The organism is Compostimonas suwonensis (assembly GCF_002797855.1).
Lineage (GTDB): Bacteria > Actinomycetota > Actinomycetes > Actinomycetales > Microbacteriaceae > Compostimonas > Compostimonas suwonensis.
On sequence record NZ_PGFB01000002.1, the window covers coordinates 614,906 to 627,679 of the forward strand.

The 12,774-nt window shown below is 70.3% G+C and carries 15 protein-coding genes; 11 read left to right on the forward strand and 4 right to left on the reverse strand.

Going from position 1 to position 12,774, the window contains the following annotated elements; genetic code table 11:
* Positions 1-16: 16 nt before the first annotated feature.
* A complete protein-coding gene (locus tag CLV54_RS06680; RefSeq protein ID WP_100344145.1) occupies positions 17-856 on the reverse strand; it encodes a PP2C family protein-serine/threonine phosphatase in 840 nt (279 codons plus the stop codon).
* Positions 857-967: 111 nt separating this feature from the next.
* Here CLV54_RS06680 and CLV54_RS06685 point away from each other — a divergent pair, with 111 nt between their 5' ends.
* Positions 968-1,636, forward strand: coding sequence for a TIGR00645 family protein (locus CLV54_RS06685; RefSeq protein ID WP_245861444.1), 669 nt, complete (start codon positions 968-970; stop codon positions 1,634-1,636).
* Between the two features lie 49 nt (positions 1,637-1,685).
* Here the strand turns inward: CLV54_RS06685 and CLV54_RS06690 are convergent, their stop codons facing one another.
* Positions 1,686-2,975, reverse strand: coding sequence for an FAD-dependent oxidoreductase (locus CLV54_RS06690; protein ID WP_100344147.1), 1,290 nt, complete (start codon positions 2,973-2,975; stop codon positions 1,686-1,688).
* 236 nt (positions 2,976-3,211) lie between these two features.
* On the opposite strand from CLV54_RS06690, the gene CLV54_RS06695 reads away from it, so the two are divergent.
* Genes CLV54_RS06695 through CLV54_RS06705 form a run of 3 tightly spaced genes read left to right on the forward strand, consistent with a single transcriptional unit; the run spans position 3,212 to position 5,648 of the window.
* Positions 3,212-3,892 carry a hypothetical protein gene (locus CLV54_RS06695; RefSeq protein WP_100344148.1) on the forward strand — a complete coding sequence of 227 codons (681 nt, stop codon included), beginning with the start codon at positions 3,212-3,214 and terminating at the stop codon, positions 3,890-3,892.
* Between the two features lie 3 nt (positions 3,893-3,895).
* The gene (locus CLV54_RS06700) at positions 3,896-4,888 is read left to right on the forward strand and encodes an aldo/keto reductase (RefSeq protein ID WP_100344149.1); all 993 of its coding nucleotides are present in this window, start codon (positions 3,896-3,898) and stop codon (positions 4,886-4,888) included.
* 19 nt (positions 4,889-4,907) lie between these two features.
* Positions 4,908-5,648 (forward strand): formylglycine-generating enzyme family protein, encoded by a 741-nt coding sequence (locus tag CLV54_RS06705; RefSeq protein ID WP_100344150.1) that lies wholly within the window; start codon positions 4,908-4,910, stop codon positions 5,646-5,648.
* A gap of 18 nt (positions 5,649-5,666) precedes the next feature.
* On the opposite strand, the gene CLV54_RS06710 is transcribed toward CLV54_RS06705, so the two are convergent.
* Positions 5,667-6,881, reverse strand: a complete 1,215-nt coding sequence (locus CLV54_RS06710; protein ID WP_211294463.1) for a low temperature requirement protein A — start codon at positions 6,879-6,881, stop codon at positions 5,667-5,669.
* Between the two features lie 74 nt (positions 6,882-6,955).
* Between CLV54_RS06710 and CLV54_RS17440 the strand changes: the two genes are divergently transcribed.
* Positions 6,956-7,102 (forward strand): hypothetical protein, encoded by a 147-nt coding sequence (locus CLV54_RS17440; RefSeq protein ID WP_157802845.1) that lies wholly within the window; start codon positions 6,956-6,958, stop codon positions 7,100-7,102.
* A 13-nt stretch (positions 7,103-7,115) separates the two neighbouring features.
* On the opposite strand, the gene CLV54_RS06715 is transcribed toward CLV54_RS17440, so the two are convergent.
* Positions 7,116-7,841: a hypothetical protein gene (locus tag CLV54_RS06715; protein WP_100344152.1), complete on the reverse strand. Its 726-nt coding sequence runs from the start codon at positions 7,839-7,841 to the stop codon at positions 7,116-7,118.
* 148 nt (positions 7,842-7,989) lie between these two features.
* Between CLV54_RS06715 and CLV54_RS06720 the strand changes: the two genes are divergently transcribed.
* The 6 genes from CLV54_RS06720 (at position 7,990) to CLV54_RS06745 (ending at position 12,757) form a co-directional block, all read left to right on the forward strand.
* Positions 7,990-9,849: a sensor histidine kinase gene (locus CLV54_RS06720; protein ID WP_100344153.1), complete on the forward strand. Its 1,860-nt coding sequence runs from the start codon at positions 7,990-7,992 to the stop codon at positions 9,847-9,849.
* Positions 9,837-10,496: a response regulator transcription factor gene (locus CLV54_RS06725; RefSeq protein ID WP_245861447.1), complete on the forward strand. Its 660-nt coding sequence runs from the start codon at positions 9,837-9,839 to the stop codon at positions 10,494-10,496. The genes CLV54_RS06720 and CLV54_RS06725 overlap by 13 nt, the downstream gene beginning before the upstream one ends.
* Before the next feature lie 419 nt (positions 10,497-10,915).
* Entirely contained in the window at positions 10,916-11,326 is a 411-nt protein-coding gene (locus tag CLV54_RS06730) for a hypothetical protein (protein WP_100344154.1), read from the forward strand.
* A 110-nt stretch (positions 11,327-11,436) separates the two neighbouring features.
* Positions 11,437-11,913, forward strand: coding sequence for a DUF2975 domain-containing protein (locus CLV54_RS06735; protein ID WP_100344155.1), 477 nt, complete (start codon positions 11,437-11,439; stop codon positions 11,911-11,913).
* A complete protein-coding gene (locus tag CLV54_RS06740; RefSeq protein WP_100344156.1) occupies positions 11,913-12,149 on the forward strand; it encodes a helix-turn-helix domain-containing protein in 237 nt (78 codons plus the stop codon). The genes CLV54_RS06735 and CLV54_RS06740 overlap by 1 nt, the downstream gene beginning before the upstream one ends.
* 95 nt (positions 12,150-12,244) lie before the next feature.
* Complete coding sequence (locus CLV54_RS06745) at positions 12,245-12,757, forward strand: hypothetical protein (RefSeq protein ID WP_100344157.1); 513 nt, start codon at positions 12,245-12,247, stop codon at positions 12,755-12,757.
* Positions 12,758-12,774 lie beyond the last annotated feature (17 nt).

Genomic DNA, 12,774 nt, shown 5'->3' on the forward strand with positions numbered 1-12,774 from the left:
GTCGCGGGATCCCCCGTCACCGACGCGGCTGGGTGTCGTCGAGATCGGCGGCCCCCGCGGGCGACGCGGACGCCTCGGGCTCGTCGTCCTGCGGCATCCGCGCGTCGAGCACGACCGCCGTCACGTTGTCACGGCCGCCGTGGGCGACCGCCTGCTGCACGAGCCGCTCGGCGCTCGCGTCGACGGAGCCGTCGCCGTCCTGCGCCGTGTCGGCGAGCACCTGGGCGATCTCGAGATCGCTCAGCTCTTTCGTGAGGCCGTCCGAGCAGATCACGAAGACCTGCCGCCCGATCGCCGGCATCAGCCAGACGTCGGGCTCGACGAGGTCGTTCGCGCCGATCGCGCGGGTGATGACGTTGCGCTCGGGGTGGCGTTCGGCGTCTTCCGCGGTGATCATGCCCGCGTCGACCATCTCTTGCACGACCGAGTGGTCGACGGTGATCTGCCGCACCGCGCGGCCGTCCCAGGCGTAGACCCGCGAGTCGCCGATGTTGAAGACGAGCCAGTTGGCGCCGCCGTCGGCCGTGTGCACGAGGGCCACGCCGGTGAGCGTCGTTCCCGAGAGCCCGACCTCCGCGGCATCCTGCGCCGAGTCGTCGCGCACGGCGAGGTTGGCCGCGCGGATGGCGGAGAAGACCGCCTCGACGGTCGTGGGGCCCCCGCGCCCGATCGACTCCGTGAACACGCGGGCGACGGCCTGGCTCGCGCGGTCGCCGCGCGCATGACCGCCCATGCCGTCGGCGACGAGGAAGACGGGTGCCGCCGCGACGAAGCTGTCTTCGTTGACGCGGCGCACGGTGCCGATGTCGGTGGCCGCGCCGACGGCGAGGGAGACGACGCCGGTGGGCAGAGTCATCACACTGTGGTCCGTTGCCACCATGGGGTCTCCGCTCGCGATCGGCGTTCAAGACGAACGCATACAATCCTATAGAGAACGTGCCCCCGACGAGCTATGCCAGGAGCCTCCGTGACCCAGATCCAGCCCACACCGCCCGTGCGCCGCCCGCCCTCCGCCTGGGCCAACGGCATCGGCTACCTCATCTTCTTCAGCCGATGGCTGCAGGCGCCCCTCTATCTGGGCCTCATCGTGGCCCAGCTGATCTACGTGGTCGTCTTCATGGTCGAGCTCTGGCATCTCGCCGAGGAGGTGATGCGCGACATCACCCACATCAACGAGACCGCCATCATGCTCGCCGTGCTCGGCCTCATCGACGTCGTGATGATCGCCAACCTGCTCATCATGGTGATCATCGGCGGCTACGAGACCTTCGTCTCGCGCATCAAAATCGACGGGCACCCGGATCAGCCGGAGTGGCTCTCGCACGTCAACGCCAACGTGCTCAAGGTCAAGCTGGCCATGGCGATCATCGGCATCTCCTCGATCCACCTGCTCAAGACCTTCATCGAGATCGGCGACCTCAACTCGCCGCGCGCCGAGAACCTCACCGACCAGACCTACACGAGCGAGGGTGTGCTCTGGCAGGTCATCATCCACTGCGTGTTCATCCTGTCGGCCGTCGCGCTCGCCTTCATCGACCGGATGTCGTACCACCGGGTCGCGAAGCACGAGGTGCACGACGGCGTTCCCGTGGTGGTCCCCGAGCCCGATGTCCGGCAGGAGCCCGCGCCCCGCTGAACGGGAGCCGCACCCGCCGGCGGTCGCCCGGTCGTTCGCCCGGCGACGATCAGGATGCCGGCGGGGCGAGCACCTCCGCGGAGATGCTCTCGGGTCGCACACCCCTGCCGAGCAGCCGGGGCATGATCCTCCGCACGATCGGCAGGCCCAGGCGCAGCGCCGCTCGCTGCGCCCGTGTGGGCGGGTTCGAGAGGATCGCTCCCCCGCCCGGCCGGGCGATGACCTCGTGCAGCTTGAGCTGGATGGCCTGCATAACGCGCACCGGCGGCAGCCTGCGGCGCTGCACGGCCGCGAGGTCGGCATCGGTGAGCGCCGCTGCGCGCAGAGCGGGCACGACGCGATTGGCGGTGGCGACGGCATCCTGGATCGCGTAGTTCACGCCCACCCCGAACGCGGGCGACATCGCGTGGGCGGAGTCGCCGATGAACAGCAGGCCCGGCTCGTGCCAGGTCTCGAGGCGGCTCACCTGAACCGTGAGCAGCTTGACCTGATCCCAGCTCTCGATCGAGCCGACGACGGGGCGCAGGAACCGCGCGGTCGTCGCGAGCGTCTCGCGGAAGGCGTCGAGCCCCGCCGCCTGCAGCTCGCCGAACCCGCCTTTCGGGATGACCATCCCCGCCTGGTAGTAGTCGCGCCTGTCGATCGTGAGCACCATCGCGTTGGCGTCGAGGTACGCGATCGTCGGGGGCGGCGTCTTCTGCGGCCGCGGCAGGTCGAACCAGAGCACGTCGATGCCGATGCCGAAATCGGTGGGAACGTAGCCCGCCGCGTCGCGGATCGTCGAGGCCCGGCCGTCGGCGGCGACCGTGAGCGTCGCGTGCACGTCGATCTCGCCCTCCGGCCCCGCGGCCTGCACTCCGAGCACCCGGCCGCTCTCGCCGTCGCGCAGCAGGCCGCTCGCGGCGGTCGACATCAGCAGCCGGAACGTCGGGTGGGCGGTGGCCTTCCTGCTCAGGAAGTCGAGGAAGTCCCACTGCGGCATGAAGGTGAGGAAGTCGTCGGGAGGGGGCAGCCGGCGGAAGTCGACCGGGTGCACGCGGATGCCGCTGGCCACGAGGTCGAGGGAGGCGACCTCGTTGTGCGGCAGCTCGAGGAACTCCTCCCGGAGGCCGAGCTGACCGAGCAGGGCCAGCGTGGACGGGTGGATCGTGTCGCCGCGGAAGTCGCGCAGGAAGTCGGCGTGCTTCTCGAGCACGACGACCTCGATGCCCGCCCGTGCGAGCAGCGTGCCGAGCATGATCCCCGCCGGGCCTCCGCCGACGACGCACACCTCGGTGTCGATCCGGGTGCGCGTTCCCGGTTCTGTGCCGGGTTGGGTGCGGGGCTGTGATTCGCTCATCCCTCGTCCTCTCCTGCTCCAGCTTTTCGCACCCGTCGCCCCCTCACAAGACCCCTTCTCCCCACCCCGGCGATTCCGCGCCGCGGCGCTACGGCATCCACTATGGTGGGTGGACGTCACGCATGCGGGCCGTCCCCCGGGCCCGGAAATCGGCGATGGCGTCCACGACGAACAGGAACGACAGGCCCATGGTCGATTGTCTGGCAGCAACCGGTACCGACGACTTTCTCCCCTTTATGGTGATCGCCGCAGTGCTCCTGGCAGCGGGCATCATCGGCCTCGCGATCGCGAACAAGAAGGCGCGCTGGTCGGCCTTCGCCGTCGTGCCGCTCCTGCTCGGCCTCACGCTCGTCGGAACGGGCGCGCAGCCCGTGCAGGCGGCCGACCTCACGACCTGCTCGTCGTCGCCGTCTCCCGCCGCGTCACCGGTGACCACGACCACTCCGGCTCCGGCGGCCACTCCCACCCCGACGCCCACGCCCACCTGCGAGCCGAGCATCGTGTTCTCAGACGTGCCGGCCGACACCGACGGGTGGGGATCGAGCAGCGAGACCGATGCCTCCTGGAGCGTCGACGACTCCGCCACGGTCTCCGAGCTGCTCGCCGCGGCCCTCGACCCGCACCCGGCCGCGCAGGTCTCGGTCTCGATCCTGATCGCCCACGACGACGACTCCGAACCCGTCGGCGCCGTCGTGACCTTCTCCACGAGCGACTACACGATGGAGTTCTCCGCCGAAGACGAGGAAGGCAGGGTCGCCGTTCCCACGGATCTCGTCTTCGACACGGTCGATACCCGGTACCCCGACACCCGGTGGTTCCTCGACTCGATGCTGGTGGCCGTCCCCCTGTCGTACGACGACGGCTGCGACACCGCGATCGCGACGATCACGGTCGACGGATCCTTCCGGGCCAGCTGAGCCATGACCTCGAAACCCGATGAGCGGGATGCCTCCGCCCTCCTGACCACGCGCCCCTTCGGCTCGACGGGGCTCGCCGTGACCCCGCTGTGCCTGGGCACCTCGAGCTGGGGCCCGCTGCGCTCCGGTGAGACCCCGGAGGCACGCGACGAGCGGATCGGCGCCCTCGCCGACGCCTTCTTCGACGGCGATCTGCCCACCAACTACCTCGACACCTCCAACATGTACGGCGGCTCGGAGTCGGAGGCCCTCATCGGGGCTGCGATCGCGCGCCGCGGCGGCCTGCCCGAGGGCGTCGTGCTGCAGACGAAGCTCGACCGCGACATCGCGACGGGAGACTTCAGCGCCCAGCAGATGTGGCGCTCGCTCGAGCAGTCGCTCGAACGGCTCGGCCGCAGCAGCTTCGACGTGCTCTTCCTGCACGACCCCGAGGTCATCGGCTTCGAGACAGCCGCTGCACCCGGCGGCCCCATGGAGGCCCTGCTCGAGATGAAGGCACGCGGCCTCGCCCGCTTCGTGGGCATCTCGGGCGGTCCGGTCGACATGCTCAAGCGCTTCGTCGAGACCGACGCCTTCGACACCCTCATCACGCACAACCGCTACACGCTCGTCGACCGCTCGGCGAACGCGCTGCTCGACAGCGCCTCGCAGCGCGGCATGGGCATCGACAACGCCGCGCCCTACGGCGCCGGCGTGCTCACGGGAGACCCGCGCTTCGCCGGGCGCTACGGCTACGGGCCGGCCCGCCCCGAGGTGACCGCGGCGATCGAGGCGATGAGCGCGATCTGCGCGGAGGCCGGTGTGTCGCTCGGCGCTGCGGCCCTGCAGTTCAGCATGCGCGACCCGCGGATCCACAGCACGGTCGTGGGCGCGACATCCGCCGACCGCCTCGACGAGACCGTGGCCCACGCGACCGCGGTCATCCCCGACGATCTCTGGGCGGAGCTCGACCGCCACGTGCCCCACGCCCGCTTCGCCCTCGACGCCCCGCGCTGAGCCGCGCACCGGCTCGATCATGGACATCGAGATGGCGCGGATCGAGGCCGGCACCGTCGCCCTCCACGACGCGCGTCGCAAGCGGCGCTGGAGCGTCGAGCTCGAGCCGTTCGAGATGGGGGTCTTCGCCGTCACGCAGGAGCAGCTGGCCGAGCTCCTCGGCGAATCGGCAACGCACCCGCGGCGCCCGGCGACCGAGGTCAGCTGGCTGCGCGCCATACGCTTCTGCAACGCCGCCTCGGAGTGGGAGGGGCTCGACCCCGTCTACACCCTCGACGGCGAGGAGGTCACCTGGCATGTCGACGCCGACGGCTACCGGCTGCCCACGGAGGCCGAGTGGGAGCACGCCTGCCGCGCGGGGTCGACGGGCGCGCACTACGGCCCGCTCGCCGAGGTCGCCTGGACGAGCGCCGACGGCGTGACCGCGCCGCAGAACGTGGGCGGCAAGCTGCCGAACCTCAACGGCCTCTTCGACACGCTCGGCAACGTCTGGGAGTGGTGCTGGGATCTGCTCGACCCGGCGCGCTACGACGACTACCGCGTCTTCCGCGGCGGAGGCTTCGCCGACGAGTCGTGGAGCGTGCGGGCCTCGACACGTCGCGGCGGCGCCCCGCGCATGCACCACGACGACGTCGGCTTCCGTGTCGCCCGCGGCGGCTTCGAGACCCCGGATGCCGCGCAGGGCTGGTCGGCGCAGGCCGACCTCGAGCGCGCCGCCGTCGACGGGCCGCTGCCCTCGGGGTGGACGCCGAGGGCCTGAGCCCCACCCGCCGCGCGTTCAGGCCCGGGTCGAGGGCGCTGCCGCGTGACGGGTCTTCTCGATGATCGTGATCGTGACGACGAGGGCGGCCACGACGGCCATCCCGGCGACGGAGGTCGCGATGCCGAGCGGCTCGGCGGCGAGGGGAAGCAGCAGGGTCACGACGGCCGCGGCGAGGATGACCACGGGGCGGATCACGAGCTTCGTCACGATGGGCGCGTGCACCGCCCAGAGCAGCACGAGGAACACCCCGGCCGGGATGGCGACGGCGTACGCCACTCCCGTCGCCGACACCTCGATGTGATGGCCGCTCTGCTCGACCGCGACCTCGAGGCCCGCGCCGAGCGCCGCGAGCGCGGCGAAGATGCCGTAGTGCCCGTACCCCCAGAGGTACGAGAGGTTCGGCCGGGCCGCCAGGCCCTCGCCGCTCGGCTCGAGGAAGTACAGCCACCAGAACGCGAAGAGCAGCACGAGCGCGGCGATCGCGAGGACGACGAGCTCGCCGCTCACTCCCCCGCCGGCGAGGGCTCCCTCGAGCCCGGTGGACGCGGCGAGCACGCTCTCGCCGAGCAGGATGATCGTGAAGAGCCCGTAGCGCTCGGCGATGTGGTGGGGGTGCCACTGGGTGTGACCGGTGCGCTCCGCCCACAGCGGCACGGAGAGCTCCGCGACGGCGAGCACCAGGAACGTCGGCAGCTGCCATTCGCCCGTCAGGTTCCCGCTCTGCGCGAGACCCAGGCGCAGCAGCCAGCCCAGCTGCACGACGCCGATCCCGATCGCGTAGCGCCTCGCCGTGCGGCGGCTGCCCTCGTCTTCGAACGACGCGCGCAGCCACTGCGCGATGAGGCCGATCCTCATGATCAGGTAGCCGAGTGTGACCCCCGCGAAGTCGCCGTCGTTGAACGCGGCGGGCACTCCGGCCGCGAGCACGAGCACACCGCCCATCTGCAGCATCGTCATGAGACGGTAGGGCACGTCATCCGTGTCGAACGACGACGCGAACCAGGTGAAGTTCATCCAGGCCCACCAGATGGCGAAGAAGACCTCCAGGAACGGCACGAGCGCCTCACCGGCGTGACCGGAGGCGATCCCGTGCGCGAGCTGGGCGGTGATGCTCGCGATCGCGACGACGAAGGTCAGGTCGAAGAGCAGCTCCAGCGACGTCGACACGCGGTGCGGCTCGTCCGTGGGCCGTGCCGTCATCCGAACGCGGATGCCTCGGGGTGTGTTCATTCTGGGACCGTTTCCGTGAGGGCCGCTGATCGGCTCAGTCGCGTGTCTCGTTCCAGTGTCTCAGCTTGTCGGGGTTGAGCACGATCCAGAGGTCGGTGACGAGCCGTCTGCGCACCGCCGCTTACGATCCCGACGATCCCGGCGTCGCGGCGGAGCACGAGACCCGAGCGGCCGTTCACCTCCTGCTCGGTGATCGTGCACCGCCCGGCGACGGCATCTGACCGATGACTCCGACTATCCCCGTGCCCGCCACTGCGCCAGCGGCAGATTCAGCGCTCGTGAGGCGATCACCGAGAGGCCCGCGACCTCGAGGGCGCCACCGGCGACCTCGAACCATTCGCTGCCGACGACGAGCCCCACGATGTGGAAGACGAACCAGACGAGGATGGCGATGCCGGCGAACGTCGGCAGTCCCTTCGTGAGCAGGGCAGTGATGCCGAGGAGGATCGTGCCGAGCATGTTGCCGATCAGGAACAACACGTTCAGCGGGAGACGGAGTGCGTCACCGGTTGCCCAGGCGGCCAGCACGTCGTCGCCGGTCGCGCCGGCCTGCGCGAGGCCGACCGAGTAAAAGCTCGCAGCGTTGATGCCGAGGTAGCAGACATACCCGGCCGTCCACACGGTGACCGCGATGAGCGCGAGACGGGGCCGCGCTGGGCGGAGCACGCGGAGAGCTGCGACCGCCCCGGGGATGATGAGCAGCGAGCCGAGGATCGCGAACCAGTTGGCCGCAAGCCAGAGTCCCGTCTGCTGGCCGGCCAGGGCCAGCGTGCCCGCGCCGCCGTCGTCGGCGTAGGTCGAGCCGGCGGTGGCGATCGAGTAGAGGACGTTGCAGACCAGTTGCGCCGCGATCGACGCCGGCAGTGCGACAGAGGTGACCCATCGGCGGAAGCCGGCGGTAGGATCGGCGGCGCCGGGCAGTGGCTCGGTCGTCTGCGAGACGGGGCTGGTGACGGACATGGCTACGGTTCCTTCCGGTTCGCGGCACCGGGCGGCACCTGTATCGATGCTCGCCGCGGCCCCGTCCTCGGGCATCCGGGGTGGTGCGGAACGGGCTTCGGTGCTGGCACTGAGGCCCGTCGACGGCCGCGGCGAATAGAGTGAGCGCATGCGACGAGCGCTCGTGATCACGCTGCCGTGGCTGGTCCTCGCCATCGCAGGCGTGCTGTATCTGTTCGGATCCGCTCCGTCGCCGCTCGGTGTCGGCTCCGCGATCGTGCTCGGCGGCGTGCCACTCGTGCTCGGATTCCTCGTCGCATGGCGGGCTCCGGGCGTCCCGGCCGGCGCTCTGCTCGCCGCGGCCGGCGCGGGCGCCGTGCTCGGCTATGTTCCGAACTCGCCGGACGGCCCACTCGGTGGGCTGTGGATGATGCTCTACGCGCCGCTCGGTCTGCTGCTGCTCGGTGCCCCGGTCGGCCTGCCCCGGTCGCGTGCCGGGTGGGGATTCTGGTGGGCAGGGATCGGTGTCGCGGTCGCGTTCATCGGAGTCAACGTCGCGGAGTCGGCGTGGCCGGAGGCGTCTGGGATGCTGGATGTCCCCGGCTTCGCCCTGCTGCCGTGCTTCCTCGCCTTCCTTGTCGCGGCGGTGCTGACCCCGGTCCGGCGCTACCGGCATGCCGATGCGCGGGAGCGGCTGCAACTGCGGTGGATCTTCGTGGCCGCGGCCTCGCTCCCGCTCACGCTGCTGCTGTGCTGGGTGAGCTACCTGCTGCTCGGCACGGCCGACCTCGTCGTCGTCGGACTGTTCGTCACCCACCTGGCCATCCCGGCGGCGGTCGCGATCGCGGCGCTGCGCCCGGAGTGGTTCGACATCGACCGGGTCGCGCTCGCGACGGTGACGGTGGGCGTCATCGGCGTATTCGTGCTCGCGCTGCTCAGTGTCGCCGCGGTGCTCACCGGCCTCGCACTGCTGCCGTGGTCGCCGCCGGTCGCTCTGGTCGCCGCAGTCGTGCTCTCCCTGGCAGCCGCCCCGCTGTACCGACTCGTCCGGCGCTGGCTGGAGCAGCGCATCTATCCCGCCCGCGGGCGGGCGCGGGCAGCGCTCAGCGCGCTGGCCGTCCGAGTGAACCAGGGGGCGGCAGAGCCGGAGCAGATCGAGGCAGCCCTGCGCGAAGCGCTGCACGACGACCGGCTCACCGTCGCCGTGCGCCGGCTCTCCGATCACGCCCTCATCGGCGTCGACGGCATCCCGGTCGTGCTCCCCGGATCAGGGACGCCGGTGCGGATGCGCGGGGAGCAGATCGGCGTGATCGTCGCATCCGAAGGGTCCGGACGCCTCCCGGATGACGTGCGCAGCGCCGCCGCGCCGCTCATGGATGCGGTGCGGATGCGCGCGGAGCTCGCACACGCCGCCGCCGAACTCGCCGCTTCCCGGGAACGGATCGTCCGCGCCGGCGTCGAGGAGCGCCGCCGATTGGAGCGCGACATCCACGACGGCGCACAGCAGCGCCTCGTCGCCCTCGGCATGCAGCTCCGCGTGCTGCAGCGCACCGCCGGCGACCTGCCCACGGTCACCGCCTCGCTCGACACCGCGGTGGCCGAGCTCAGCATCGCGGTCGCCGAGCTGCGTCGGCTCGCCCACGGTATCCGACCCAGCACCCTGGACGACGGGCTGGTCGCCGCCCTGTCCGATCTGGGACGACTGCGCCCCGATATCATCGAGCTGCACGTCCACGCCGGCGAACTTCCCGACGAGATCGCCACGACCGCCTACTACGTCGCGAGCGAGGCGATCACCAACGCGCTCAAGCACGCCGACGCGACACGCATCCGCGTCGACGTTCGACAGACATCGCACGAGTTGGCCGTGCAGATCGGCGACGATGGACGCGGCGGCGCCGACATCCGCCCCGCCACCGGGCTCGCGGGGCTCCAGGACCGCGTCGCGGGGATCGGCGGGCGACTAACCGTCACCTCGCCGCCGGCCGGCGGCACGATCGTGGAAGCCCTGTTGCCATGCCCGTCATGACCGCGCTGCGGATCGTCATCGGCGAGGACTCCGCGTTGTTCCGCGAGGGCCTCGCCGCCCTCCTCGCCACCGCCGGACACGAGATCGTAGGCCGCGCGAACAGCGCGACGACCGCCGTCGCGCAGACCAGGGCCCACCGCCCGGATGTCGTCGTGCTCGACATCCGGATGCCCGCGGCCGCCGAAGGCATCGACGCGGCGCTCGAGATCCGCGCGTGGGATCCGCCGACACCGGTGCTGCTGCTCTCTCAGCACATCGAGGGTCGCCGCTCTGTCGAGCTCGTGACCGGCGGCGGCTTCGGCTACCTGCTCAAGGACCGGGTGCTCGATGTCGATGACTTCCTCGTGTCCCTGGAGCGCGTCGCCCGAGGCGGCACCGCCCTCGACCCGGAGGTCGTCGCGCGCCTGCTCGGCGCCGCCCGCGCCGTCACCGCCCTCGACGCACTCACCCAGCGCGAACTGGACGTCCTCCAGCTCATGGCCGAGGGCCGCTCGAACGCGGCGATCGGGACTCGACTCTTCCTCTCCGAGCGCACCGTCGAGAGCCACGTGCGCAGCATCCTCGCGAAGCTCATGATCCCGGACTCCGCCGACGACCACCGACGCGTCCTCGCGATCCTCGCCTACCTCGACACCAGGAGCGGATAGCCGGTGCGAGTTCTCTTCCTGCCCGCCGCCCTCGGTGGGAACGTTCCGCCGACGATCGCGATGACGCGTCGGGAGCCGTCCGATGACGATCTGAACAGCGTTGCCACGGCGCTCCACCCGGCCAGGATGCGAGGGGGATGGGAACCCGCGTTACCGCCGTGAGAGGGGGTTCGACTCCCGCGGAACTGCGTTGCGGGCCTCTCGCTGGCCTGTGTTTCCGGGGTTTTCGAGTGTGTCCAGTGCGTCCGACAAGTTCCTGTCGTCAGCGTTCGTTGCCAAGATGTTGCCACGTTGCCGCCGTCGCGAGGCGGCTGTCCGAGGGCGAACTGTGCGTGCCTGGCACGAGGCCGGACCATGCGGCGACTCCCTCGTGCTCCTACCCTAGCGCCCGGCGCGCATGGCCCTCCTAGTCTGTGAGCATGGCCCGCCCGACCGCTGATCGCCTCCGCATCGTGATCCTGGTCGTCTGGATCGCGGGCTTCCTCATCGGCATGGCCAGCCACGTCCTCGACCTGATCGCCGGTGGAGCCGACACCTACGCAGGGTTCCCGCCTGCGCTGCGCGTGTTCTGGCTCTCGCTGACCGTCCTCGATCCGCTGACGGTGCTGCTCCTCCTGCTTCGGAAGCGAGCGGGCATCATCCTGGGCCTCGTCGTCATCCTCGCCGACATCGCCGTGAACTGGACCGTCTACTTCAGCATCGGCGGCAACCCCCTGTTCGGCGTAGTGAACCAGACCGTGTTCGCCATCTTCCTGCTCGCCACCGCTCCCGCGCTGTGGCGGTGGTTCCGCTCCGCTCAGGAGCAGAGGCGCCGGCCGCCACAGGCGTAGGCCGCATCCGATCCAGTCCTCAGCGGGGTATCCATGCGACCTTGCGACCCTGGATGCCATGACAGTATCGTTTTACGATAGTTGAGTATCGAAAAACGATAGGAGCTGGGATGCAGCAGGCAGCGGTAGTCGGAGCGAAAGTAGTGATCGCCATCATCCTGGCCGTCTCGCTCGCGGGTCAGGTGTTCGTCGTCCCGTTCATGGCCGACGAGATGGTGAGGATGTACCCGGAGTTCGAGGGGTTGCGGATACCGGGGATCGTTGGGTGCATCGCGCTCGTCGTCTGCGCACAGGTCGCCCTGCTGTGCGTCTGGCGGCTGCTGTCGATGGTCGCGGGTGCGAGCATCTTCAGCATCACGGCCTTCAGGTGGGTGAAGGTGCTGATCGGCTGCTGCGCCGCGTTCACTGGACTGATCGCTGCCGCTTTCATCGTCCTGTACGCGGCGAACGCGATGCAGGGCGGTGTCATGGTGATGCTGCTCGCCGCCTTCATCGGCGGCATCGGGGCGACGCTACTGCTGGTCGTGATGAAGGGGCTGCTGCGCAAGGCGAGCCAGTTGGAGCAGGACATGGCGGAGGTCGTGTGATGCCGATCGTCATCAACCTCGATGTCGAGCTGGCGAAGAAGAAGATGAGCGTCGCCGACCTCGCCGCCGCGATCGGCATCACCCCGGCCAACGTGTTCGTGCTCAAGAGCGGCCGAGCCAAAGCGGTGCGGTTCACCACGCTCGACGCGATCTGCCGGGTGCTCGGCTGTCAGCCGGGCGATGTTCTCGCATATGAGGAGGCGCACGCCGATCACACCACGGAGGGCGCATCGTGAGCCGGGCGACCGAGTCATCTACACCGTCAGCCGGAAACCGGGTCGAGCGTCCGCGAGGACATGAAGAAGCCGACGACGGCGGGAATACTGATGCCATGCGTGTGCTCTTTGACGGCCTGGTGTTCACGTCGTATGCGCAGATGACGCTGACGACCGGGATGGTCGAGCCGCCGATCCCAGATGTCGCGTTCATCGGTCAGGAGAACGGGCTGTGCGGGGCGACGGTCAGCGGGGCGCTGTTCCTCATCACCGGGACGCACACCGGCTGGGTTCCCGTGCGGGTCAGCCTGTGGGACGAGGCGCCGGGCCTCGGCGAGTGGGAGGAGGTGGTCGAGGCGAGCCTTGTTCCTGCGGGCGAGGCCGGGTTCGCTGGCTGGGCGGACGACCCGGTGGTGCGCTTCGATCTGCCCGCCCCCAGCTACCGGGCGCGGTGGAACGCGAGGGGCATGGACGTCGGCCACGCGCAGTCCAACGCCGATGCCGAGCATCCCGCGCCCGACTCCTACGAGCTGATGCTGTGGCCGGCGCCGCACTCCGCCGACGCGATCCTGCGGCGCACCGCGGCGCAGGCCGCGTACTGGCACGACGAGGGATTCACCCGCCGCTGACGGACCCCGCCCGCTGC